Origin of the sequence: Alcanivorax sp. 24, assembly GCF_004360225.1 — a bacterium.
GTDB classification, from domain to species: Bacteria; Pseudomonadota; Gammaproteobacteria; order Pseudomonadales; family Alcanivoracaceae; genus Alloalcanivorax; species Alloalcanivorax xiamenensis.
Genome location: NZ_SNUA01000002.1, coordinates 321856 through 346978 on the forward strand (window position 1 = coordinate 321856; position 25123 = coordinate 346978).

Consider the following 25123-nt stretch of genomic DNA (forward strand, 5'->3'; position numbering starts at 1 on the left):
GGCGCGCGCGGCCCATGCCCGATCTTTCTTTTCGCCACCAGTGCCGCCGCCTTTGGGGGGCGGCACTGGTGGTTTTGTTGCTCCTGGCATGCCGCGCCGGGCTGGCGCAATCAGCGCCCTCGTCGCCGTCGGGTGGCCGGCCATTGGAAGACTCCCGCTTGCTGTCCCCCGACCTGGAAGACCGGCAACGGTTCCGGGAACCGGATACGGCGCCCGGACGCGCCCGCCCCGGCGCCGAGGATCAGGGCGAGCGGCCGCCTGAGCTCACCGACGAGCAGGTCCGGCGCCATCCGCGCATCGCCGAGATTATCATCAATACCGCGCTCCAGCGCCGTGACTGGAACACCCTGGCGCGGGTGCTGCCGCTGTACCGCCAGGCCCCCGGCCACGATCCTCTGCTGGTGCACTACGTCAGCGGCGCCCTGCTGCGCCAGCAAGGCCGGCATGGTCAGGCCATCGCCCATTATCGGGCGATGCTGGAGGCGGACCCGGCGCTCGACTATGTGCGCTTCGACTTGGCCGCCATGCTGTTCGAGAACCGCCAGTACCGTCAGGCGCGCGGGCAGTTCCTGCGCATTCGGGATACGCCCCGGGTGGCGGAAAACTTCCGCGCGCTGGCGGAGGAATTCCTCGGGCGGATTCAACAACGGCAGCGCCTCAATACGCGGGTTCGTGTCGGCCTGGTGCACAATGACAACGTCAACCAGGCCAGCGACGAGCGCTATCTGACGATTGGCGGCTGGGTGTTCGTCAAGAACCGGGAGAACATGCCGCGAGACTCCCTGGGTACGGATTATTCGTTGTTGTTCGATCAGGAACGCAACCTGGGCGGGCACCACTTTCTGAGCTGGGACCTGAAACTGGACGGCCTGCACTATTTCAGCGAGCAGGCGTTCAACGAGCGCGCCGCCACCCTGAACTTGCAGTACAAATGGCAGGATTCCCGCTCCTGGCTGTACGCCGGGCCGATGCTGGACTGGCGCTGGCTGGACGGTGAGCGCTACACCGAGGCCCTGGGCGCCAGCGCCGGTTACGGGCGCTGGTTGTCGCCGCGCTGGCAGGCGACGCTGCATGGCCGCTGGTTCGACAAGGACTATGTGGACGATGGCCTGGCCGACTTCGGCGGCGATGTTTTCCATGTCACGCCCGGCCTGCTGCGGGTGCTGCCGGGCAACGCCGTGCTGTTCGCCGGGCTGGTCTGGCAGCGGGAAAAACTCGGCATCGAGACCGAATCCTTTACCCAGCGCGGCGCCAATCTGGGCATCAAGAAACAGTGGCGCAATGGCCTGGATACCCTGGCCTATGTGCAGTGGGGCAAACGGGAGTACCGGGGCGAGAACGCCCTGTTCGCCAAACAGCGCCGGGACCGGCGCGCCAATGTGGTGCTTGATATCGGCCATTCCCGGCTGCGCTTCTGGGGCATCGAGCCCTCGCTCGGTTTTCGCATGGAAAAGGTGGACAGCAACCTGCCCGAAATTTATTCGCGCACCATTCGTCAGTATCTGTTGACGTTCGAGAAACGTCTTTGAAAGAAACCACGCTTGCAACACACCACGATGGAAAAGCACAGAAGGGGACCACCATGAAGACGCCGGCCATCCGGGCCCGTTCCGCCCGGCCAGACTCCGACCTCGGCATACTGCTATTGTTCTGCCTGCTGGCTTGCCTGGCGACGCCGGGCCGGGCCGCCGACACCCATCGCATCACCGATGTGGCCGGGCGTACCGTCGAGGTGCCGGTGAAGGTGGAGCGCTTGCTGCTTGGCGAGGGCCGTTACCTGCCCACCCTGGCCATGTTCGACCACGACGACCCGGTCAAGCGGGTAGTGGGCATGTTCGGCGAGTTCGAGCGGCTCGACCCGGCCAGTTACGGCGCCTTCGCCGAACGCTTCCCCGCCTTGCGTGATGTGCCCCGGGTGGGGCGCTCCAACGAGGCCAGCTTCAGCATCGAGCAGGCCATCGCGCTGACACCCCAGGTGGCGTTGTTTGGTCTCGAGGGGCACGGCCCCACGCCGCATTCCACCGAGGTGCTGGACCGCCTCGCCGCCGCCGGCATCGCGGTGGTGTTCATCGATTTCCGTCAGCATCCGCTGACCAACACCACCCGCAGCATGACGGTGCTCGGTGACTTGCTGGGCCAGCCGGACGTCGCCACCGGCTTCAACCGCTATTACCGCGAGCAATTGCGCAGGGTGACCGAAAGGGTGGCGGGTATCGAGGCACGGCCGACGGTGTTTCTGGAAGACCGGGTGGGCCTGATCCAGGAGTGTTGCCACACCATCGCCCGGGGGCTGTTCGCCGATTACATCGACGCCGCCGGCGGTCTGAATCTGGCCGCCGACAAGGTGCCCGGGCAAACCGGCATGATCAGTCTGGAATACCTGCTGGAGGCGCAGCCGCGGGTGTACATCGGCACCGCCATCGGCGCCGTGGCGAGCGCTGACAAGCAGCCCGAGCGCATCGTGCTTGGCGTGGGCGCCGACCAGGCGGTGGCGCGGGCCTCCCTGAAACACGTTTTGCGGCGGCCCGGCTTCGCCGGATTGGAGGCGGTGCGGCAAGGGCGGGCCCACGCCATCTGGCACCACTTCTACAATTCGCCGTTCAACGTGGTGGCGGTGCAGGCCATCGCCAAGTGGCTGCACCCGGAGGTGTTCGCCGATCTGAACCCGCGGGACACCCTGGCCACCTTGTACCAGCGGTTCCAGCCGCTGCCGCTGGACGGTGAATACTGGGTCAGCCTGGATCAGCGACCGGATGAATGAGTCCCTGGCCGCCGGCTACCGACGGCGGGTGCGGCGCCGCGTTCTGGCGTTGTCGGGTTTGCTGCTGGTGTTGCTGATCTGTTTGCTGGCGGACGCCGCCACCGGCCCTTCCAGCCTCGGGCTGGGGCAGGTTTTCCAGGCGCTGTGGGCGCCGCACAGCCTGTCCCGTGGCCAGGCGGTGATCCTCTGGCAGGTGCGGCTGCCCTACGCCGTCATCGGATTGGTGGTGGGCGCCGCCCTGGGGCTGGCCGGCGCCGAGATGCAGACCGCGCTCAATAACCCGCTGGCCAGCCCGTATACCCTGGGGGTGTCCGCCGCCGCCACCCTGGGCGCCTCCCTGGTGATCGTGCTTGATCTTCACTGGCCACCGCTGTCGCGCACCTGGCTGATTCCGATCGGCGCCTTCCTGTGCGCGGCGCTTTCGGTGACGCTGATCCTGCTGCTGTTGCGCCGCGTGGGCAACGGCGTGGAAGGCATCGTGCTGTTCGGCATCGCCATGGTGTTCGCCCTGGAGGCGATGGTTGCCATGCTGCAATTCATCGCCGACAGCGACACCCTGCAGCAGATCGTGTTCTGGACCTTCGGCAGCCTGGGGCGGGCCACCTGGGACAAGGTCGCCATCGTGGCGGCGGTGCTGGCCCTGTGCCTGCCGTTCTCGTTGCGCGGCGCCTGGGCGATGACCGCCCTGCGCGGCGGCGAGGAGCAGGCCCGCAGTGCCGGCATCGCCGTGGATCGGCTGCGGGTGCGGGTGCTGCTGCGGGTCAGCCTGCTGTCGGCGGTGGCGGTGGCGTTCGTCGGCACCATCGGCTTCGTCGGATTGGTGGCGCCGCACATCGCGCGCATCACCCTGGGCGAGGACCACCGGTTCTATTTGCCGGGCAGTGCCCTGGCCGGGGCGCTGATGCTGTCGCTGGCGTCGATCGCCAGCAAGAGCCTGATTCCCGGTCTGATCATTCCGGTGGGCATCGTCACCGCGCTGGTGGGGGTGCCGTTGTTCATGGCCCTGGTGCTGGGCCAGAGGCGGTGCCGATGACGGCGTTGCTGGAAATCCACGACCTGCGCGTGGCCTATGGCCGGCGGCGTGTGTTGCACGGGCTCAACCCACCACCGCTTGAAGAGGGGCAGGTGGTGGCCCTGGTGGGGGGCAATGGCACCGGAAAATCGACCTTGCTCAAGGCGCTGGCCGGGTTGCAGCCGGGTACCGGCCGCGTGGTTCTGGACGGGGAGGACATCCAGCCTCTCAACGCCACCCGCCGCGCCGGGTGCCTGGCCTACGTGCCTCAGGCGTTGCCCCAGGGCAGCGCCTTGCTGGCCTATGAGGCGGTGCTCAGCGGCAGCCGGGCGCTGCCGTCACCACTGAACCGCGAACAACTGGAGCGGCGTCTCGCCGGGCTGTTCGAGCGCCTGGAATTGACGGGCCTGGGGCTGCGTCCGCTGAGCGAACTGTCCGGTGGCCAGCGGCAGATGATCGGGCTGGTCCAGGCGCTGGTGCGCCAGCCCCGGCTGTTGCTACTGGATGAACCCACCAGCGCGCTGGATCTGCGTTGGCAGCTCAAGGTGCTGGAAACGGTGCGTGACCATTGCCGCGAGCGTCACAGCGGGGCGCTGATCGCTCTGCACGATTTGAACCTGGCGCTGCGCTTCTGTGACCGCATGATCGTGCTGCACGACGGTGCGGTACTGGCCGCCGGAGCGCCGGATAGCGCCTTGAACGCCGACATTCTGCGCCGTGCCTATGGGGTGGAAGGGCGGGTGGAACGCTGTTCGCTGGGGTTCAAACTGGCGCTGGCGGACCGCGCCCTGCCCATCAATGAATTGCTTCGTGAACCGGAGAACCCTTAATGATCGAACTCGAGGGCCAGGTCGAAACGACCCGGGCGCCGTTGTATCTGACCAAGCTGTGCAAGCACTTCCAGCATAAAGTCGAGGTGGAGTTCGACGAGCACCAGGCGCGGGTGGATTTTCCGTTCGGTGAATGCCGGTTGCACGCCGACCAGCGGCGATTGCGGATTCATGGCCGGGTCATGGATCAGGCCGCCGCCGAACGGATGCGTTATGTGATTGACGACCATCTGCGCCGCTTCGCCCGCCAGGAACAGCCGCGAATACAGTGGCGGGAGACGGATCGATGATGATTTCGGACGGGGTTTTGATATTGGCTCTGCTGGTGTTCGTCGGCGCCTGGTGGATACCGGTGTTTCCGGCACGCGCTCCGGTGTTGCGCCTGGCCGCGCTGGTGGCCTTGGCGGCGGGAGTGTTTGGTGTTCTCGATGATCGCTGGCAGGCCACCGTCGGCGCTGTCGCCGCTGGATTGTTCCTGCTGGCCTTGCCGCTGGAACGGCGCCGCCGGCGTTCTTCCCGGGCGTTGCCGTGGGTGTCGGGCACGCTGTTCGCGCTGTTGGCGGTGATGGCCGTCGGTCTGCTTTATCTGTTTCCGCTGAATGATCTGCCGGCGCCGACCGGTCCCCACCCGGTGGGCGTGCGCACCTTCGAACTCACGGACCGGTCGCGCCAGGACGCTTTTGGTGTCGGTGAGGAGGGACCGCGTCGCCTGCTGATACGCGTCTGGTATCCGGCGAGCGCCACGTCTCGAGGGGAGCGTCAACGCTACTTTTCCCACGCCGAGGCGCGCACCACCGCACAGGGACTTGGCCGCCTGATCGGCGCGCCGTTTTTATTGAGCCCGCTTAAACACGTGCGAACCCACTCCCGGGAAGGGGCGCCGCTGGCCGCCACGGCGCACCGGCCGCCGGTGGTGATCTACAGTCACGGCTATATGTCATTCCTGGGCCAGAACACCGCCTTGATGGAAGAACTGGCGAGCCATGGTTACCTGGTGTACGCGATCCAGCACAGTGAAGACGCGTCCGCCACGGTGTTTGCGAATGGGGAAGTGGTGCCGATGGCGGCGGAGCTGGCCCGGCGTTCCCATGACGATAAGCGGCCGGCGGGAATGAGCGCGGCGCTCACCGGCGAAACACTGGATCAGCGCCTGCAAGGGCATCTCGACTACTGGCAAGCCTCGAGAGAGCAGGGCGCCCGCATCGCCACACGCAGCCCCCGGGTCTGGATCGAGGACCGGAAATTCGTGCTCGATCGCTTGGCGGCCGGGGAGGTGCCCGATGCCGTGGCGGACGTGGTGGCGGCCGGTGATGTCACCCGCACCGGACAGATCGGCATGTCCTTCGGCGGCTCGACAACGGGGGGGCTGTGCCTGACCGACTCGCGTTGCGCGGCCGGGGTCAACCTGGACGGGCTCAATTATCACCCCGGTGCTTTTGATGCGGAGATGCCGGTTCCCTTTTTGATGCTGCACTCGGATCAGGAGCGATTCTACCGGCTCAAGGCGGGCAAAATCCCGGCGCGGCCTCGCAGCTTCAACGAGTTTTCCTATCAGCGTTTCGAGCAGGCCGGCGATTCGGAGCAGGTGCACCGGATACAGTTCAACGGCGCCATGCACCTGGGTTTCTCCGACTTCACCTGGTTCATGCACCGCCCGCTGCGGGACCGTTTTCTTGGCACCACGCCGGCCAATGTCATGATCGGCGGCCAGAACGCCTTGGTGCTGGGCTTCTTCGATCATTATCTGAAAGGCGCCGATAATGGCTTTCCCCAGGCTCAGATAGAGAAGTACCCCCAGTGGCTGACGCCGCTGGACAATGGCTATGTCCGCCAATGGTGGCTGGCAAAATCAGAGGCGCAACGGGCGAGGATCAGGGAACGCATCGTATCGAGTAAGGCCACTGGCATTCGCTGAGGTTATGGTACTGCTTACTGTCCATTGGTATGCTAGCCAAATGATCAGTGCAACTCGTCCACATACCGCCGATCTTGCCGATCCGCTCTACTACCTGCACAACTTCCAGACCGTGCTGGATTGGGTGGGGGAGCGCCACGGCGATCTGCTGGCGCCGGAGGAAATTGAATTCCTGGAGGCCTTTCGCGCTTTGCCGGAGCCCAGCCGTGCCTTGCTGGCGCGGATGGTGATGCGCAAGGGCGAGTATTTCCGCGGGGACCGGCTGGGCTACCGTGAAGTTGGCGACACGGCTGTCGCCATGGTGCCGCTGATCAGCGCGGGCTGGGTTGATGGCGACCCGCTCCTGACATTGGAGACGCTGTTTGCCCTCTGTACCCGTGATGAGTTGAAGTCGGCTTTGCGCCAGCGTCTGGCGGAGCGGGGCCTGGCGCTGTCGGCGCGCAAGACGAGTTGGCTGGCGGCGCTGCGGGAAGACGGCGATCAGGCCCGCACCGCGAAGGCGTGGGGCTGGGACGGTGTGTCGGTCTATCGGTTGCGCATCCGGCCCCTGTGCGACCGCCTGCGATTGATGTTTTTCGGCAATCTGCACCAGGACTGGTCCGAGTTCGTGCTCGCCGAACAAGGCACCTTCCTGTATGAAACCGTGACCTTGTCCCGCGCCTCACGCCCCTTTCAGTGTCGCGAGGAGGTGGATGCCTATCTCGACCTGGCCGCTTGCCGGCAGCAGTTTGACGGTGATGGCGATCTGACGGCGTTGGAACAGGCGCTGCTGCCGCGCCTGGAAGCGTTGCCGGACAACCCGTGGTTGCGTGAGCGCGGACACAAGTTGTTGTTCAAGGTGGCGCGGGAGAGGGAGCGGCGTGGCGAGGAACAGGCCGCCCTGACTTTGTATCAGCGATGCCATTACGCCGAGGCTCGTGCCCGTGAGCTGCGGGTCCTGGAAAAAACCGGCCGCTATGACGAGGCTTACCAATTGGCCCGGAGCGCCGAGGCACAGCCTCGTAACGAAGCGGAGAGGCAGCAGGTGCAGCGGGTGCTGCCCCGTCTGCAACGTAAACTCGGACAGCCCGTGCGGCGCGCCGGGGCAATACCGACGCATGATGAGTTCGAATTGACGCTGCCCTATTATCCATGGGTGGAGCTGGCGGTGAGGAACCATATGCGGACCGCCTCGGAACCGGTCTACTACGTGGAAAACACCCTGATCAACAGTCTGTTCGGGCTGTTGTGCTGGGAGGCGCTGTTCGCGCCTCTGCCCGGTGCCTTTTTTCATCCATTTCAAAGCGGACCGGCGGACCTGTACCGGGGTGACTTTTTCAGTCGCCGCCGGGAGCTGTTTGAACGGGCGCTGGCCTGTCTGAATGATGGCAGCCATCGTGCCGTGATCCTGCAACGTTTCGAGGAAAAGCAGGGACGTTTGTCACCGTTCCTGTTTTGGGACGCGCTCGATTCGGAACTGCTGACTCAGGTATTGGACTGCATTCCCGCTGAGCATCTGCGCCTCTGCTTTGAGCGCCTGCTGGCCGATCCACGCGCCAACCGCTCGGGATTGCCGGATCTGATTCAGCTATGGCCGCGCCAGCGCCGTTATCGGATGGTGGAAGTAAAGGGGCCCGGTGATCGCCTGCAGGATAATCAGCGGCGCTGGCTCGACTATTTTCAGCAGCACGATATTCCGGTGGCGGTGTGTCATGTGCGTTGGCGGGAGACGGGGTGAGCCGCTACACCGTGGCGGTACGCGCCCTGGCGGAATTCACCGCCAAAAGCGGCGACCTGGATTTGCGTTTCACTCCCTCGCCCACCGCTCAGGAGGGCATTGCCGGACATACCACGGTCACCGGCCGTCGCGGTGAGCATTATCAACGGGAAGTACTCTTGGCCGGTGACTACCGTCATTTGCGTGTGCGTGGCCGGGCCGATGGTTACGATCCCCGGCGTAACCGCCTGGAAGAAATCAAAACCTTTCGCGGTGATCTGGAACGGCAGCCCGCCAACCACAGGGCGTTGCATTGGGCACAGTTGAAGATATACGGCGCTTTGCTGTGTCGTGAGCGCGGCCTGGACCAGGTGGAACTGGCGCTGGTTTATTTCGATGTGGTCAAGCAGAAGGAAACGCCGCTGCGGGAAGTTCATGAGGCAGGGGCTCTCAACGGTTTTTTTGAACAACACTGTGAACGCTTCCTGAAATGGGCGGACCGTGAACTGGCCCATCGTCAGGCGCGGGATCAAGCCTTGACCGCATTGGCTTTTCCGCATGCCCGGTTCCGTTCCGGCCAGCGTGAACTGGCGGAATCGGTATATCAGAGCGCTTGCACCGGCCGGCCATTGTTGGCCCAGGCTCCCACCGGTATTGGCAAGACCCTGGGGACCCTGTTCCCGTTGTTAAAGGCGGCGCCGGGGCAGGCGTTGGACAAGGTGTTTTTCCTCAGCGCCAAAACGCCGGGGCGGAAGCTGGCGCTGGACGCGGTGCGCACGCTTACCAGTGACGGCACGATTCCGTTGCGTACGGTGGAAATGATCGCCCGGGAGAAAAGCTGTGAACACCCGGATAAGGCGTGTCATGGAGAATCCTGTCCGCTGGCGTCGGGTTTTTATGATCGTCTGCCCGCTGCCCGGCAGGCGGCTGCCGAGTCCCCGATACTGGATCGGCGGACATTGCGCGAGGTGGCCCTGGCACATGACGTCTGCCCGTATTACCTCAGCCAGGAAATGGCCCGCTGGAGTGATGTGGTGGTGGGAGACTACAACTACTACTTCGATCTTTCCGCGCTGTTGCATGGGCTCACCACGGAAAACCAGTGGCGCGTGGCGGTGCTGGCGGATGAGGCCCATAACCTGGTGGACCGCGCCCGTGGCATGTATTCCGCCGAACTGGATCAGATCGCCTTTCGCCGCGTGAAAAAGCAGGTGCCGAAATCCCTGAAAGGCGCGTTCGAACGCATCCACCGGCACTGGAACGCGCTTAATAAGGAGACCGAGGAGGCCCAGCCCGACACCGACTATCGCGTTCATGATGATCCGCCCCAGGGGTTTCTTTTCGCCTTGCAGCAGGGCGTGGCGGCGATCACCGATTTCCTGGCCGAACAACCGGAAGCCCTGGACAGCGATCTGATCCGTTTCTATTTCGATGCGTTGCATTTCAATCGGGTGGCGGAACGGTTCGACAGTGATGCCTTTCTGTTTGACAGCCATTGGCGCGTCCCGTCCCGTGGCCGCCCCGGTTCGTGTTTGTGCTTGCGTAACGTGGTGCCGGCGGCCTTGCTGGCGCCGCGGTTTGAAAGCGCGTCGGCGGCGGTGCTGTTTTCCGCCACGCTCAGCCCGCCCCGTTACTATGCCGATCTGCTCGGGCTGCCGGACACCACCGCCTGGATGGATGTGCCGTCGCCGTTCCGGGCGGAGCAATTACAGGTGCGCATCGGCCATCGCATCTCCACCCGTTATCGTGACCGCCAGGCTTCTCTGGCGCCAATCGCCGCCTTGATCGGTGATCAGTTCCAGCAGCGCCGTGGTAATTACCTGGCGTTCTTCAGCAGCTATGAGTACCTGGAAGGCGTGCTCTCGGTATTTCGCCGGGCCCATCCGGACGTGCCGGTCTGGTCCCAGGAAAGGCGCATGGACGAAGACGCCCGTCAGGCGTTTCTGGATCGTTTTGAAGAAGGCGGGAAAGGGATCGGGTTCGCGGTGCTCGGCGGCGCCTTCGCCGAAGGCATCGACCTGCCCGGCCGACGCCTGATTGGCGCTTTCGTGGCGACGCTGGGGCTGCCGCAGATGAATCCGGTGAACGAACAGTTCAAAGCGCGCCTGGCGGTGCTGTTCGGCGACGGCTACGACTACACCTATCTGTATCCGGGGCTGCGCAAAGTGGTCCAGGCCGCCGGCCGGGTGATCCGCACCGGTGATGACGAAGGCGTGGTGCATCTGATCGACGACCGCTTTGCCCTCCCCAGGGTGCGAGCGCTCCTGCCGCGGTGGTGGCGGTGCGGCTGATGCTTGCCGTTCGGGCCAGGGCTGAGTAGCGTTTTCCGGCGCGGTGGTGTCCCGGAGTGCCCGGAGGCTCGATCGTCAGCCGTCCTCCAGAAACCGCGCCCACAACGCTTTGGCTCTGACCTGATAGGCGCGGACCTGATCGATCAGGTGATGACGTTCATCACCGCCCATCAGGGCCTCGGGCAGCAAGGGATCATGGATGATCAGGCGGATGGCGGTGCGTCCCAGCAACAGACTGTCGCGAGCGGCTTGATCCAGCGGCAGGGTGTCCAGATTCGCCTCGCTGGCTTGCAAACGTCGGCCAACGTCCTGATAGGCCTGGATCATCGCCCGGGTATCCCATTGTGCCCGGATCCGGGTTTCATCCCGCCCGGATAGCGAGTTGACGCCGAACACCCGCGCCGCGGGGGCCAGTCCCAGACGCTTCAGGTCCTCCCGCACCGCTGACACACCGCCGACCAGATTATCCGGACGGAGCCACAACCCGCTGTTTTCCAGAGCACGAAATCCTCGCAACGTCAGGGCCCGTTCATGACGGCGCCAGGCCACTTTTTCCCGTCGTGGCACGGCGGCGTCGATGACACCGACCCAGCCGCCATCCCAGGCCACCGCCTGCTGCTCCTTGCGCAGCCAGTTGCGGACGTCTCCGATCAATGTATTACCCGTGGCGTCGAGGGCATAGATTCCACGGGCCGGGCTGATGACCTTGCCTTGACGCTGCAAACGGTTCACCGCCACCCGCACGTTCTGTGGCTGCAAGCCGCAGGCTTCGCCGGCCCGGCACAACGCGGCGATCGACAGCTCCCGGGCATCGTGGGTGGAAAGCAGATCAAGCACCAGATCCGAAGCCGTCAGTTCCGTGCTCTCAAAATAACAACAATTGTCTTTATTGGACATTTTCAGAAATATATCCTATTTTTTCAAATATGGATCATATTTGTAACAAGATGGCGTACCGCACAGCCCACGAATCAGGAGGCAGCCCATGTCGAACTCACCGGTCATCACCCATACCGAGGGTGCCGTTCGCACGATCATCATTAACCGTCCCGATAAACGCAATGCCGTGGACCGGCCCACCGCCGATGCCCTGCGCGCGGCTTTCGAGGCGTTTGAGCAGGACGACAGCGTCCATGCCGCGGTACTGGCCGGTGCCGGCGGCAATTTCTGCGCTGGCGCGGACCTGTCCGCCATGGGCGACGATCAGCGCCGCAACGAGGTGGAGCCTGAAGGCACCGGCCCGGGCCCCATGGGCCCCTCGCGCATGCTGCTGAGCAAGCCGGTGATCGCCGCCGTGTCCGGCTATGCGGTGGCGGGAGGCCTGGAGCTGTCCCTGTTGTGCGACATGCGCGTGGCGGAGACCTCGGCGGTGTTCGGCGTGTTCTGCCGTCGCTGGGGGGTGCCGCTGATCGACGGCGGCACCGTGCGGCTCGCTCGCATCATCGGTCAGGGGCAAGCCCTGGACATGATTCTGACCGGGCGCCCGGTAGCCGCCGACGAAGCACTGCGCATGGGGCTGGCCAACCGGGTGGTGGCGGATGGCGAGGCTCTGGCCACCGCCCAGGCGCTGGCCCGGGATATCGCCGCGTTCCCGCAACGCTGTCTGCGCGCCGACCGGATCTCCACCTACCAACAGTGGGACCACGACCTGGCGGAAGCGTTACGACGGGAAGGGGCGGGAGGGTACCCGATTGTGTTCGCCGAGGCCATTGATGGCGCCGCCCGTTTCGCCGGTGGAGCGGGCCGTCATGGCCGCTTCGATGACCACCAATAACGATAAACCACAGGAGAGAATGCATGACCACGACGTATCTGGATCTGATTCACCGGGGCGCTGGTTATTATCCGGACCGGACCGCCCTTGTTTTCGGTGACCAGAGCCTGACGTTCGGCGAAACCCAGAGCCTGAGCAATCGCCTTGCCCATGCGCTGATCGAACGGAATGTGCGCCGCGGAGACCGCGTGGCGTTGCTGTTGAATAACGGGTTGTACAGTGTTCCGGTGGACTTCGCCTGTGTGAAAGCCGGAGTGAACCGGGTGCCGCTCAACGCTCGTCTGTCGTTGGACGAGCACCGTAAAATGCTGGAAGAAACCGGTTGCGCGCTGCTGCTGTATGGCGAGGATCTGGCGGAGCGGGCGGCACAACTGTGTGATGCCGTATCGGGACTGCGGGCACATGGCATCGGCAGTGCCGCTGGCGGCGGTGAGGATTTGCTGCGGGCCTGTGCTGCTCTCAGCGATAGCAAACCGGCGGTGCCGGTAGCCGACGACGACGTCATTCTTACCCTGTTTACCTCCGGCACCACCGGGACTCTCAAGGCGGCACAGCACACCCAGGCTTCCTACGCCGCCGTTTGCAAGAACGTGTTGATGAATCTTCTCGCGGTGGAGCAGGACGATGCCATGCTGCATGCCGCGTCGCTGATCCACGCCAGCGGCGTGTTCGTGCTGCCGTTCTGGCTGCGTGGCGCTCGCACCGTGATCATGCCGGCGTTCGACCCGGATGCTTTTCTGACGCTGATCGAGAAACAGCGGATCACCATGGTGAATCTGGTGCCGACCATGTTGCAAATGTTGCTCGGGCACCCCCGCTTCGCGACAACCGACGTGAGCCGTTTGCGGCAGGTGATTTATGGCGCGTCGCCGATGCCGCGTCCGGTCATTGAGCAGGCCATGGCGCTATGGGGGCGAGAAAAATTCTGGCAATACTACGGGCAGACCGAATGCCCGCTGACCCTGGCCGTGTTGCGGCCGGAGGATCATACCGAGGCCCTGCTCGGCGCTTGTGGCAAGCCGTCCGTGGAAGTGGAAATCCGCCTGGTGGATGATGCCGGTAACGATGTCGCGGAGGGCGAGGCCGGTGAGATCGCGGTACGTGCCCCTTCAATGATGGCCGGTTATCACAATGCGCCGGAACTGAATCGGGAGATGTTCATGGACGGTGGCTGGCTGCGTACCCGTGATGTGGGCCGTTTTGATGATAACGGCTTTCTGCACCTCAAGGACCGCACCTCGGACATGATCATCACCGGCGGCTACAACGTTTATCCCAGGGAAGTGGAAGATGTGCTGAGCGCCCATCCGGCGGTGGCGGAGTGCGCGGTGATCGGCCGCAAGGATCCGCAATGGGTGGAAGCGGTGACCGCGGTGGTGGTGCTGAAGGCCGGGGCGCGGGCCGAGGAGGACGAACTGATCCGGTTTGTGGCGGATAAAGTGGCGTCCTACAAGAAACCGCGCAGTATTATTTTCACCGACGGCATTGCCAAGACCGCGGTGGGTAAGCTCAATCGCAAGGCATTGCGGGATCAGTTCGCCTGAGCCCCGTTGTTACCACCCCGGGTGGTTCCGCTACCCGGGTTCCAGGTTCGGCCAACATCGCCGAGGCCGGCATGTCTCCGGCTTCGGCGATGCTGGCAGCGAAACCTCAGGGTTTGTCGGCCAGATCCCGCTGCCATTGCTCCAGGGTGCCCGGGGCCCCGAGGCGATAGCCGTTCACGGTTTTTCCGTAGTAATCCATCGCTCGGTTGCCATGAAAGTCTTTAATGGTGGCCTCGAGATCCCCTTTGAAGCGCGGGTCCTGCGGCCTTGGCTGACTGGTGATGAACGCGGCCAGGTCCCAGGCCTGCTGCACCGACAGACTGCCCGGTTTGCCCAACGGCATATTGGCGTGGATAAAGGCGGCGGCGGTGTTGACCCGGTGCATGCCCGCTCCCCAGTTGAAGGCCTGGTCGCCCCACAGCGGTGGGAATTGATAGCGGTGCTTCGTCAACGCCGTCCCCTGGCCGTCGTTGCCGTGACACAGCGCGCAATGGTCCGCGTACAAGGCCGCTCCCCGCTCCGGTGAGAACGGCTGCGCTGGTTCGTCCAGCTCCGGATAGCCCCGGCCCGGCAACACTTCGCCGGTGGGGGTGCCTTTGGACTGCCAGAACAGGAAGCTCATCAAATCAACGATGACCTGACTGTCCGCCGCCGGTGCCTGTCCCGCTTCGGAGGCCTGGGCGTTTTGCGAATAAGTGAAGCAGCCCCGCAGGCGTTCCGCCATGGTATTCACCTTATGGTTCTTGCCGCGCCAGGCCGGGTATTGTCCCCAGGCGGCCCACATTGGCGCGGCGTTCGCCTGGCGGCCGTTGTTCATGTGGCAGTTGACGCAGCTCTGGCTATTGCCCACATAGCGGCCGGCTTCGGCATCGGAGCTGGTGTGGCGGAAAATGTCCGCCCCGCGCCGCACCGAGGCGCCGAATTCGTTATCGGGCAGATCTTCCAGCAGTGGCGGCTGGAAGTAATCGTTCAGGGCGTCGGCGATACGCGGTGCCGGGTCCGGCCGGGCGTGCTCCGGGACCTCCCCGGTGGCGGGCAGAGCGGCGAGATAGGCCGCTACTTCCTTGATTTGTTGCTCGGTCATGGCGTTTGCCACCGCCGCCATCACAGCGTTGGCGTCGTTCTTGCGCTGTCCGCTTTGCCAGGCTTTGAGCTGGGCTTCCAGATAACCGGCATGCTGGCCGGCCAGCGCCGGAAACTGATCGCCCACCCCGCGGGCACCATCACCGTGACAGGCGATGCAGGCGGGTTGATTGGCCTGCCAGTGGCCGTTCACTACCCAGTCGCGGCCGGGGAACTCGCCGGGTTTGGCGTCATCATCCTGGCCGGATCCTGCGTCGAGGCCAGCATAATACGTCGCCACCGCCTGGATCTGCTCGTCACTGAGCGCCTTGGCGATTGGCGCCATGATCGGATTGGCGCGCTGGCCGCTGGCGAAGTCATGCAGTTGCTTGGCTTGATAGTCGGCGTCAAGGCCAGCCAGGGAGGGGAAACCACCGGCCGCGTTGCCGCGTCCATCGGCGCCGTGACAGGTGACGCAGGGAGGGGCGCCGCCGGCGCCCTGGCGGGCCAGGCTCTCCCCGGACTCGGCGCCGTGGCCGGCGAGGCTCAGGCCAAGTAGAAAGAGTATCAAGCCGCGGCGTAGCGCCCGCTTGCTGACGGATGAAGCTGGCATGGCGGAACTCCCAGGCAGGCGGTTCGGGCAAGGGCCTGACCGAAAAGCCCACAATGAATGTATTGATATAAGCTTATATTAAAACGTCATTAGTGTTGAGGCAAAAAGTTGGGACATAAGAGCTGAGGCAAAACTCGGGTCGGGAGGCTCTGGTTCCCTCCGCGCGGCGCTACGGAGCCGCTGTTGAGCCCGCCTGCTGACGAATACGGCCCTTCAGCGTCGAACCCGTCGCTGGCAAGTAATTTTCCACGGCGGCCTTGTAGTGGGATGCCCAAGACCACGGGGTAACAGTCAAAAAAGGTTCATCGCGGCTTATCGGGAAACGGTCTTATCTTCCATCAGGGACAGCGGAGCCGTGTTACGCCTTTGCGGGAACGCCGTGAAGCAGGTTCCGTAAAGGCGTAACACGGCTCCGCTTCGAGGTAACCGAGGAAGACGGATGTCCTTTCCACCCCACACCGGGATGGAGGGCATCCTCCGTGCGGACCCGTGCCTCCGATGGAGACTCACATTCCCGGTAATCCGCGATGAACCCATAAAAAGCCCCCGGCGAACCCGATGTCACGGCCGTGGAGAGGACGATGGCGGCGCCATCACCGTGACGTTGTCCCTGGCGCGTAGTGGACACGCGGGGGACGACGGGTCGTCGGAGTAAAGGAAATGTTAAGGGCCGGCCCTACAGCGCCTCCAGGATGGTGGCGATGCCCTGGCCGCCGCCGATGCATTGGGTGGCAAGGGCGTAGCGGGCCTTTTCCCGCCGCAGCAGGGCGGCGGCTTTACCGGTGATGCGCGCGCCGGTGGCGCCCAGCGGATGACCAAGAGCCAGCGCGCCGCCGTCCAGGTTCACGGTGTCCGGGTTCAGTCCCAGATCGCGGATGCAGGCCAGCGCCTGGGATGAGAACGCTTCGTTGATCTCCACCACATCCAATTGTTCGACGTTGAGACCGGCCCGTTGCAGCGCCTTGCGGGTGGCGGGAATCGGACCCAGCCCCATCACCGCCGGATCGCAACCGGCGGTGGCCACGGCACGGATGCGGGCGCTGGCCGGCAGATTGTGGCGTTGGGCGAAGTCGTCGCTGGTGACCAGCACGACACTGGCGCCATCGGTGAGCGGCGAGGCGGAGCCGGCGGTGACCACGCCGTTTTCGTCAAACGCCGGCGGCAGCTTCGCCAGCGCTTCCAGCGAGGTGCCGGGGCGGATGCAGCCGTCGTCCTCGATCCGGTTCGCGCTCGCTCCCGCATCGATGGCGATGATTTCATCGCGCAACAAACCACCTTCCCGGGCGGCGGCGGCCTTGCGGTGGGAGATCAGAGCCAGTTCTTCCTGCTCCGGACGGCCGATTTCATAGCGTTGCGCGACGTTCTCGGCGGTGCGTCCCATGGACACGTAAGCGTCGGTGTGTTCCCGCAGCCAGGGGTTGGGGGAAAAGTTGAAACCGCCCTGGGGCACCATGGTCATGCTTTCCACGCCCACGCACAGATAGGCATCACCGATACCCGCCTCGATCTGGGCGGCGGCGATATGGATGGCGGACATGGACGAGCCGCAAAAGCGGTTGATGGTCATGCCGCCGATTTCCAGGGGCAGGCCCGACAACAGCCCGACGATGCGCGCCAGGTTGTTGCCCTGGGCGGCCTCCGGGTAGGCGCAGCCAAGAATCACGTCCTCCAGCAGCGACGGATCCAGATCGGTACGCGCCAGTAACCCCTTCACCACCTGGGCGGCGAGATCATCCGGGCGTACTTCGGCGAGCGCCCCTTTGCGGGCGAAGTGGAACGGGGAACGGGCGTAGCCCGCGATAACGGCTTTCATGATTATCTCCTGATCAGCCAGGGAATACTGTTAACCATCGCCAGTGCCACCAGGGAGGCGGCCATGACCGCGCACAGGGCCACCAGATCGCCGGGGAACAGCGTTGTTGTCAGGGTGCCGCCGATGCCAAGAACAGCGAGGCGGGTGAGGCTGGCGGCAATCGGCCACCGCATGCGGCCGACGCCTTGGGAAGCGAAGTACAGCGCCATACCGACACCGAAGAAGCTGTACACCGGCGCCACCGTGCGCAGGTAAACGGCGCCGGTGGCGATCGCTTCGGCATCGTCGGTGAACAGGCCGAGCCAGGCGTTGGGGAAGGTGGCGGCGAGCAGTCCCACGGTGCCGGTGGTGGCGGCGGTGAGGGCGGCGCCGACCCAGGCGATGCGGCGGGCACGCTGGATCTGGCCGGCTCCCATGTTCATGCCGACCATGGCCACCAGAGCGGTGCCGAAACCGAAGCTGAGTGGGATCTGCAGATATTCGATGCGGATGCCGAGGCCGAAGCCGGCCAACGCCGTCATCCCGGTGCGGGCGACGAAGAAGGTGGCCACCACCACGCTTAAGTTGGAGAACACGGTGTTCAGGGCGGACCACAAGCCGACGCCGAGGATCTCCGCGAACAGGGATTTGCGCAACGGCGCGCGCGGATCCAGCCGGACGCCGCCATGGCCGCGTAACAGGGCCACGGTAAGAATCACCGTGGCGATCAGATAGTAGGCCGCCAGAGCCAGCCCGGCGCCGGTGATGCCCAGGCCCGGCAGCGGGCCGATACCGAAGATCAGCAGCGGTGACAGTACCAGCAGTAGCGGCACGCCGCCGGTGAGCACCAGCGCCGGCATCAGCATATTGCCGGCGCCACGCATGACCGCCGACAGGCCATTCATCAACCACAGAAAGGTGACCCCGGCGAACAGCGCGTTGGAATAGGCGAGGGCGGCGTCCAGGGCCTGGCCGCGGCCGCCGAGCAGGGTGTAGAGCGCGGGACCGGACCCAATCACCACCAGTGAGCAGAGCAGGCCAAGCACACCAGTGATGACCACCGCGTGCAGCGCCAGGGCATTGGCCTTGTCGGTATCGCCGGCACCGAGGGCGCGCGCCACCGCCGACGAGATCCCACCGCCGATGCCGCCGCCGGACATCATCATCATGAGCATCACCAGCGGGAACACCAGGGCGGCCCCGGCCAGGGCGTCCACGCCGATCAGGCCGACGTAGTAGCTTTCCAGAAAGTTGGCCAGGGCCTGGGCCAGCATCACCACCAGATTGGGCAGCGCCAGCTTCAACAAGGTGGGAAGCACCGGTGCATGCAGGATCCGGCGCGCCCGCTCCCCGGCATCCGGCCGGGAAAGGGGCCGTGGTACGGTGGCGATGGCGGCGCGATTCATCGGCGCTTACCGCTGCATCACCAGCAACGTCGAGGTGGCGCTGGCATAAAGGCGGCCCTCGGCGTCGGTGAGGCGGGCCTCGGCGAACGCCAGGCGGCGGCCCATGGTGATGATCTTGCCTTCCGCGCGTACCGGGCCGGTGTCCTTGGTCATGGCCTTGTGATAGGCCACTTTCAGCTCCGCGGTGGTATAGGCCTGATCCACCTCCAGATTGGAATGCACGGCACAGCCGCAAGCGGAATCCAGCAAGGTAGCGGCGTAACCACCATGGACGGTGCCGATCGGGTTGTAGACTTTTTCGCTGGGCGAGCCTTCGAACACGACCCGTCCCCGCTCCACCTCCACCAGTGTGAAGTCCATGGTCTGGCCGATGCCGGCGCGCAGATCCTTCTCCATCATCAGTAGCAGTGTTTCCAGGCCGGTCATGGCTTTCATGGCGGTATTGGACTGACTCACGGTTTACTCCTTGGCGGGCTTCCCGGAGGAAGCCCGGGTTGTAGAAGAAGAGGTTGCGGAAGCGGTGGCGCCGAGCAACTGCTGGCGCACCGCGTCGAGAATTTCGCTGGACAGTTCCGGGTCGTCCACGGCGCGGGACAGCACCAGGGCGCCGACCAGACTGGACGCCGTGGCCAGGGCCCGGCGCCGGCGGTTGGCGCGGCGGCCGGGGACCCAGTCGGCGATCATGTCGACGAACTTGCGGAAGGTGCCGGTGTAGGCGCGGCGTACCTCCTGCGTTTGTCGGGCGGTATCCACCGAGAGCGCGGCGAACAGGCAGCCGTGGCCGGGCTGGTCACGATGGCGCGGGCTCAGGTATTGCTCCACCAGCACCTGAAAGGGCGGTTGCTGGCGTTTGGCGGTGAGACGCTCCCACCGGGTACGGATATCGCCGGAGGAGGCACAGGTTTCCGCCATCAGCGCTTCCTTGGACTCGAAGTGCCCGTAGAAGCCGCCGTGGGTGAGGCCGGCGCTTTTCATCAGGTCCGCCACGGCCACGCCGTCGTAACCTTTTTCCCGAAACAGACGGGAAGCCTCGGTAACGATTCGGCGCCGGTTGGCGGCGGCCTGTTCTCGGCTGACACGCATGGCGGTCCTCCTTTTTTAATGATGGGTATAATTTATAAATGAATGATGGGTGTCATGTAAATGATTTTTTTGACCGCTGTCCGTGGCGGTTACCCTCCGGGCCGTCGCTGAAGCAACGTTAAAAGTCGTTCCCGACCATTGCTGTCCCACCGTTGTGGAACGGGCCGCTAACACGCCACACGCCGGCACGCCAACACGCTTTGAAAACACTCGGGCATGACGGGGTTGTGTTGAATTGGTGTCCGCAAGGCTGGCAAGCGGGCCTTGGGTTTGGCGTGCCGGCGTGTGACGTGTCAGCGTGCCAGCGGATTGTGGGACACTAATCGTTCCCGACGATTTTTCATCGGCACCGTGGCGAGCGGTGGTCACGGTTTTTGTCACGAGCATCTTTCCTTCGTTGCGGGAAACCCGTTCAATATCGGTACATCACCGATTAACAGAGGACGAGGAGAACGCCATGAACCATCCGGATCTGGGGAAGCTGATCCTGCGCTTGAGCCTGGGCGGCATGCTGCTATTGCACGGGATCTCGAAAATGCTGCATGGCGTGGGCTGGATTGCCGGCTCGCTGCAAAGCATGGGAATGCCCGGTTTTTTTGCCTATGGGGTGTTTATCGGCGAGGTGATCGCGCCGCTTATGATTATTGTTGGTTATTACACCCGGGTCGGGGCTGCTCTGATCGTTGGCAATATGCTGGTGGCGTTGGTGCTGGTGCACATGAACGAGCTGTTCGCGATCAACGATAATGGCGGCTGGGCGATTGAGTTGCAGGGATTCTATTTGTTCACTGCCGCGGCGTTGTTCTTCCTCGGTGCCGGCAAGTACGCGATGAAAAATTAATACCCGTCGCGGCTCATGAGCACGGAATCCATAGTGGTGGCCAGTCTATTGGTCTTGGAGATATGAATTGGTGTCGTATTCGCCGCCAAGGCGGCTTCCCACAGCGGCTTCGTGGCGCTCTCCGTGGGAAGCTGCCTCGGCAGCGAATCGACGTTCAGGTGTGCCAGCGGGCTGTCCCATACCTGTGGGACAACAGTAGCGCATGAACTGCGAGTTCGGTTAAGCCCAGCGCTTGCGGCTGTTGGCGGTGGCGATCTGTTCGTTGAGGGTGAGGAAGTCGTAGAGAATCCCCAGCCCGAACAAGCCCAGAGTCAGCAGGTAGATCAGCCCGGTCACCCATTTGCCCATATAGAAACGGTGCAGGCCGAAGACGCCAAGAAAGGTCAGCAGCAGCCAGGTGATGTTGTAATCCACCGGGCCGGAGACATAGCGATGATCGGCATCGCGGTCCATGGACGGGATCAGGAACAGGTCGACGATCCAGCCGATGAAAAACAATCCCAGAGTGAAGAACCAGATCACGCCGGTGATTTGCCGGCCATAGTAGAACCGGTGTGACCCCATGAAGCCGAAGATCCAGAGGGCGTAGCCAATGATCTTGCTGTGGGTATCGTCAATCCGCGGGTTCATAGACTTACCTCGATATTGGTAATCACGGTATTGGCTTTGACTCTTGCGCTTTCGATGCTATCCGCTTTCGCCAAGGCCACGCCAAGGCGACGGCTGCCATGCACTTCCGGTTTGCCGAACAGACGCAGGTCGGTGTCCGGCTCCGCCAGTGCCTGATCCAGATTGGCATAGCGCATGGTTTCCGAATCGCCTTTTACCAGCAGTACCGAGGACGCGGACGGACCCCGCTGTTCGATGTTCGGTATCGGCAGCCCGAGAATGGCGCGGGCGTGCAGCGCGAATTCGGAGTGGTTTTGCGAGATCAAGGTTACCAGACCGGTATCGTGAGGGCGTGGTGACACTTCACTGAACCAGACCTGGTCCCCGCGCACGAAGAACTCCACGCCGAACAGTCCCCAGCCGCCCAGCGCCGCGGTGATGGCGCCGGCCTGGCGGCGGGCTTCCTCCAGGGCTGTGTCGTTCATCGGTTGCGGCTGCCAGGATTCACGGTAGTCGCCGTCCTCCTGGCGGTGGCCGATGGGCGCGCAGAAATCGGTGCCGTCGCGGTGCCGTACGGTGAGCAGGGTGATTTCGTAGTCGAACTCGACGAACCCTTCGACGATGACCCGGCCCTGGCCGGCGCGGCCGCCGGATTGGGCGTACCGCCAGGCGGCGTCGATCTGGTCCTCGGTTTTCACCAGGCTCTGACCCTTGCCGGAGGAGGACATCACCGGCTTGATCACGCACGGCAAGCCCACCGCCTTCACCGCCGCCAGGTATTCGTCCTGGTCACCGGCGAACCGGTAGGGCGAGGTAGGCAGGCCCAGCTCCTCGGCGGCGAGGCGGCGAATGCCCTCGCGGTTCATGGTCAGCCGCGCTGCCCGGGCAGTGGGGATCACGGTGAACCCTTCCTGCTCCAGAGCTTCCAGTTCGGCGGTGGCGATGGCCTCGATTTCCGGCACGATCAACGCCGGGCGCTCTTCTTCCACCACGGCCCGCACCGCGTCAGCGTCGAGCATGTCGATTACGTGCCAGCGCTGCGCGACCTGCATGGCCGGCGCCCGCGGATAGCGGTCCACGGCGATCACCTCGCAGCCCAGGCGGATCAGCTCGATGGCCACCTCCTTGCCCAGTTCACCGCTGCCCAGCAGCATCACGCGGGTAGCGTTGTCGGAATAGGGGGTACCGATGGTGGTCATGCCGTCTCCTCATCGAACAAATCGTCGAAACAATGGCTTCCGCGGGGGCCAACCCCGCCTGGATGAACAGGATTGTAGCGAAAAGCGCCGCCATCGCGAGGGAAGAGTTTCACCCCGGCGCCGTCGCGCCTACCATTGGCGACGAAAGCATCCCAATCAACCCCGGGCGGACAAGTGGACGATCAATATTGGATGGCGCGGGCTCTGGCCCTGGCGGAACGCGCGGCTGAGCAGGGCGAGGTGCCGGTGGGCGCGGTGCTGGTGCGTGACGACGAGATCATTGGTGAGGGCTACAACAGGCCAATTCTCAGCCATGACCCCTCCGCCCATGCGGAAATTGGCGCATTGCGTGATGCCGCCGCCCGCGCCGGTAACTACCGGCTGCCGGACAGCACCCTCTACGTCACCATCGAGCCGTGCACCATGTGTTTTGGCGCCATGATCCACGCCCGGGTGGCGCGGCTGGTGTACGGTGCCCGCGAGCCCCGTGCCGGGGTTTGTGAAAGCCAGTTGGGGCTGCCGGAAAGGGACTTCTACAACCACCGCCTGGAAGTCACCGGCGGGGTGCTGGCGGACCAGGCGTCGCAACTGATGCGGGATTTTTTCCGGCGCAAACGATGAGAGAGCAGTTGACAGTTGATAGTGGACAGTTGACAGCGGAAAAGTGAAAAGACAAAACAGCCTGATCTTTAGCCGCTGTGGGAGCTTGCTTGCAAGCGAATGGCCCTGTGCGACAAGAATTCGCTTGCAGGCAAGCTCCCACAGAGAACGAATAGATTGTTTTTCGCTGAGGGGTTATTCGGCCGCTGCCACCAGGGTAGGGCGGTGGCGTTCGGAGTTTTCCGCCCATACCAGCAGATCGTAGTAGCCGCGGACGTGGCGCACATAGGCCACCGCCTGGCCGCCACGGGCCGGGCCGTAGCGTAGCTGACTGGCGTAGGCCGGCTTCGCCAGCAGCGGCAGCCGTTGTTTCACATCCTGCCAGCGATCCGGGTCGCCGCCCTGTTTCTGGGTCAGGACACGGGCGTCTTCCAGATGGCCGAATCCTACATTGTAGGCGGCCAGGGCCAGCCAGGTGCGGTCCGGTTCGGCGATGCGCTCGGGCATCCGGTCGTGCAGCTTGCGCAGATAGGCGGCGCCGGCGTGGATGCTCTGGGCCGGATCGGTACGATCAGTGACGCCCATTTCCCGTGCTGTCTGGTTGGTCAGCATCATCAGTCCCTGCACGCCAGTGGGAGAGATGGCGCCGGCGTCCCAGAGGGATTCCTGGTAGGCCACCGCCGCCAGCAGGCGCCAGTCGAAGCCGGCGCTTTCGGCGGCATCGCGGAAGGCATTGGTGTAGTCCGGCAGGCGGTCGTCCAGATGACGGATGAAACTGCGCGCGGAATACAGGTCGAATCGTTCCACATGGCCATAGAAGCGCTTGGCCAACTGCTCGGTGGCGCCAATGGCGTTTTGCTGAGTGAGGTAGCGCTGGGCGGCCTGATACAGGCTGCCATCATTGCCCGGGGCGAAGGCCCAGGCCAGCCCCTGATCCGCGCCGATGGTGAAGCCGGCCGCCAGATCCGGGAACAGACCACGATGGATGGCGTAATCGTTGGAATTGATCAGGGCGTAGTCGACTTCGCCCTCCTCAACGCGGGCCAGGGTCTGCTCCACGTTGGTATCGGTATGGACGTCCAGTTTCAACTCGGGCTGGGTGGCGCGGGCCTGCTCCAGCAGGTCGGCGTTGCTGGAACCGGACACCACGGCAACGCTCTTGCCGTCCAGATCCTCGAGAGCATTGGGGCGCGGCTCGCCAAGCCGGTACATCACCAGTGTGTCGACTTTCTGGTAGGGGGTGGTCAGCCGCAACTGCTGGCGGCGCTGCTCGGTGATCACCAGTCCGGCGGCGGCGAAATCGGCCTTGCCGGCCAGCAGCAGCTTCTGCACGGTTTCGAGGTCATCGGCTTCCAACAGGCGCAACTCAACGCCCAGCCGCTCGGCAAAGCCTTGGGCCAGTTCGTATTCCATGCCAGTGGAACCATTTTCATCGCCGTAAACAGTGGTCAGGGACGGGCGTGTGACCACCACCAGCTCGCCGCGGGCCTGGATCCGTTCCAGGGCGGTACCGGATGGGCGCACAAACAGTCCCAGGATCAGTGTGGCAAGCAGCACCAGCGGTGCCCATGCCAGCTGTTTACGGTGAAACCGTATCGTCATGTCCTTGCTGCCTCCTGGGGTCGCCAGATAGGTTGGAAGCGCCCATGACTTGATTCCAGGAGGCTTCCCCGGTTCCGTAACAGTCCTTGTTGCCGGAAGCAGGACATTCGAAACCGTCGCCGGAATGCGCTTTGGCGATCCGGGATTGAGACGGCTTGGAATGACCTTTAAAATTACCGGGAGCGTTTTTCTGACGTCGCTCCCGGGACGGTCCGAAAGGTGCCCGCCGTGGACGGCGGAGCACAAAAAATCGTCGGGAACGATTTTTGACGTCGCTCGCGACGGCCCGCAGGGTGCCCGCCATGGATGGACGGGCACACAAAATAAGCGATCCTTTTACAATTGGGGGCGAATTTACCATTCGCAACCCCCTGGCCGCCAGTTTTTTGTGCCCGCCGTCCATGGCAGGCACCCTCCGGGCCGCCGCTGGAAGCGACGTTGAAAATCGCTCCCGGCGATTTTTTGTCCAACAATTGCCGCTATCGGACCGGTT

At 64.0% G+C, this 25123-nt stretch carries 21 protein-coding genes; 12 read left to right on the forward strand and 9 right to left on the reverse strand.

The window, feature by feature from the left end:
- Positions 1-14 precede the first annotated feature (14 nt).
- The 8 genes from E0L37_RS04020 to E0L37_RS04055 are packed head-to-tail and all read left to right on the forward strand — an operon-like array spanning position 15 to position 10505.
- A complete protein-coding gene (locus tag E0L37_RS04020; RefSeq protein WP_166642996.1) occupies positions 15-1529 on the forward strand; it encodes a surface lipoprotein assembly modifier in 1515 nt (504 codons plus the stop codon).
- Positions 1530-1582: 53 nt separating this feature from the next.
- The gene (locus E0L37_RS04025) at positions 1583-2761 is read left to right on the forward strand and encodes an ABC transporter substrate-binding protein (RefSeq protein ID WP_133490506.1); all 1179 of its coding nucleotides are present in this window, start codon (positions 1583-1585) and stop codon (positions 2759-2761) included.
- On the forward strand, positions 2754-3794 hold the full coding sequence (locus E0L37_RS04030) for an iron ABC transporter permease (RefSeq protein ID WP_133490507.1): 1041 nt from the start codon (positions 2754-2756) through the stop codon (positions 3792-3794). Before E0L37_RS04025 ends, E0L37_RS04030 begins: the two co-directional genes overlap by 8 nt.
- Positions 3791-4603: an ABC transporter ATP-binding protein gene (locus E0L37_RS04035; protein WP_133490508.1), complete on the forward strand. Its 813-nt coding sequence runs from the start codon at positions 3791-3793 to the stop codon at positions 4601-4603. Before E0L37_RS04030 ends, E0L37_RS04035 begins: the two co-directional genes overlap by 4 nt.
- The gene (locus E0L37_RS04040; protein WP_133490509.1) at positions 4603-4893 is read left to right on the forward strand and encodes a DUF2218 domain-containing protein; all 291 of its coding nucleotides are present in this window, start codon (positions 4603-4605) and stop codon (positions 4891-4893) included. The genes E0L37_RS04035 and E0L37_RS04040 overlap by 1 nt, the downstream gene beginning before the upstream one ends.
- Positions 4890-6518 (forward strand): dienelactone hydrolase, encoded by a 1629-nt coding sequence (locus tag E0L37_RS04045; RefSeq protein WP_133490510.1) that lies wholly within the window; start codon positions 4890-4892, stop codon positions 6516-6518. The genes E0L37_RS04040 and E0L37_RS04045 overlap by 4 nt, the downstream gene beginning before the upstream one ends.
- Positions 6519-6558: 40 nt before the next feature.
- Positions 6559-8235, forward strand: a complete 1677-nt coding sequence (locus E0L37_RS04050) for a VRR-NUC domain-containing protein (protein ID WP_166642997.1) — start codon at positions 6559-6561, stop codon at positions 8233-8235.
- Positions 8232-10505, forward strand: a complete 2274-nt coding sequence (locus E0L37_RS04055) for an ATP-dependent DNA helicase (protein ID WP_133490512.1) — start codon at positions 8232-8234, stop codon at positions 10503-10505. The genes E0L37_RS04050 and E0L37_RS04055 overlap by 4 nt, the downstream gene beginning before the upstream one ends.
- A gap of 75 nt (positions 10506-10580) precedes the next feature.
- On the opposite strand, the gene E0L37_RS04060 is transcribed toward E0L37_RS04055, so the two are convergent.
- Positions 10581-11402, reverse strand: a complete 822-nt coding sequence (locus E0L37_RS04060; RefSeq protein ID WP_205655576.1) for a hypothetical protein — start codon at positions 11400-11402, stop codon at positions 10581-10583.
- Between the two features lie 88 nt (positions 11403-11490).
- Here E0L37_RS04060 and E0L37_RS04065 point away from each other — a divergent pair, with 88 nt between their 5' ends.
- A complete protein-coding gene (locus tag E0L37_RS04065; protein ID WP_055099097.1) occupies positions 11491-12279 on the forward strand; it encodes a crotonase/enoyl-CoA hydratase family protein in 789 nt (262 codons plus the stop codon).
- 23 nt (positions 12280-12302) lie between these two features.
- The gene (locus E0L37_RS04070; RefSeq protein WP_133490513.1) at positions 12303-13823 is read left to right on the forward strand and encodes an AMP-binding protein; all 1521 of its coding nucleotides are present in this window, start codon (positions 12303-12305) and stop codon (positions 13821-13823) included.
- Between the two features lie 106 nt (positions 13824-13929).
- On the opposite strand, the gene E0L37_RS04075 is transcribed toward E0L37_RS04070, so the two are convergent.
- The 5 genes from E0L37_RS04075 to E0L37_RS04095 all read right to left on the reverse strand — a co-directional run bounded on the left by E0L37_RS04075 (position 13930) and on the right by E0L37_RS04095 (position 19779).
- Positions 13930-15498, reverse strand: a complete 1569-nt coding sequence (locus E0L37_RS04075; RefSeq protein ID WP_133490514.1) for a c-type cytochrome — start codon at positions 15496-15498, stop codon at positions 13930-13932.
- Between the two features lie 676 nt (positions 15499-16174).
- Complete coding sequence (locus E0L37_RS04080) at positions 16175-17311, reverse strand: thiolase family protein (RefSeq protein ID WP_133490515.1); 1137 nt, start codon at positions 17309-17311, stop codon at positions 16175-16177.
- A gap of 2 nt (positions 17312-17313) precedes the next feature.
- Positions 17314-18696, reverse strand: coding sequence for an MATE family efflux transporter (locus E0L37_RS04085; RefSeq protein WP_097057986.1), 1383 nt, complete (start codon positions 18694-18696; stop codon positions 17314-17316).
- Between the two features lie 6 nt (positions 18697-18702).
- Entirely contained in the window at positions 18703-19152 is a 450-nt protein-coding gene (locus E0L37_RS04090) for a PaaI family thioesterase (protein WP_205655577.1), read from the reverse strand.
- Between the two features lie 3 nt (positions 19153-19155).
- Complete coding sequence (locus tag E0L37_RS04095) at positions 19156-19779, reverse strand: TetR/AcrR family transcriptional regulator (protein ID WP_133490516.1); 624 nt, start codon at positions 19777-19779, stop codon at positions 19156-19158.
- 457 nt (positions 19780-20236) lie between these two features.
- Here E0L37_RS04095 and E0L37_RS04100 point away from each other — a divergent pair, with 457 nt between their 5' ends.
- On the forward strand, positions 20237-20620 hold the full coding sequence (locus E0L37_RS04100; protein WP_133490517.1) for a DoxX family protein: 384 nt from the start codon (positions 20237-20239) through the stop codon (positions 20618-20620).
- 219 nt (positions 20621-20839) lie between these two features.
- On the opposite strand, the gene E0L37_RS04105 is transcribed toward E0L37_RS04100, so the two are convergent.
- Entirely contained in the window at positions 20840-21250 is a 411-nt protein-coding gene (locus tag E0L37_RS04105) for a TM2 domain-containing protein (protein ID WP_133490518.1), read from the reverse strand.
- Positions 21247-22428 carry a formate-dependent phosphoribosylglycinamide formyltransferase gene (gene purT / locus E0L37_RS04110; RefSeq protein ID WP_133490519.1) on the reverse strand — a complete coding sequence of 394 codons (1182 nt, stop codon included), beginning with the start codon at positions 22426-22428 and terminating at the stop codon, positions 21247-21249. Before purT ends, E0L37_RS04105 begins: the two co-directional genes overlap by 4 nt.
- Before the next feature lie 174 nt (positions 22429-22602).
- Between purT and tadA the strand changes: the two genes are divergently transcribed.
- On the forward strand, positions 22603-23049 hold the full coding sequence (gene tadA, locus E0L37_RS04115; protein WP_133490520.1) for a tRNA adenosine(34) deaminase TadA: 447 nt from the start codon (positions 22603-22605) through the stop codon (positions 23047-23049).
- Positions 23050-23223: 174 nt separating this feature from the next.
- Here tadA and mltF read toward each other — a convergent pair whose 3' ends face one another.
- Positions 23224-24630 (reverse strand): membrane-bound lytic murein transglycosylase MltF, encoded by a 1407-nt coding sequence (gene mltF, locus E0L37_RS04120; protein ID WP_133490521.1) that lies wholly within the window; start codon positions 24628-24630, stop codon positions 23224-23226.
- Between the last annotated feature and the right edge of the window lie 493 nt (positions 24631-25123).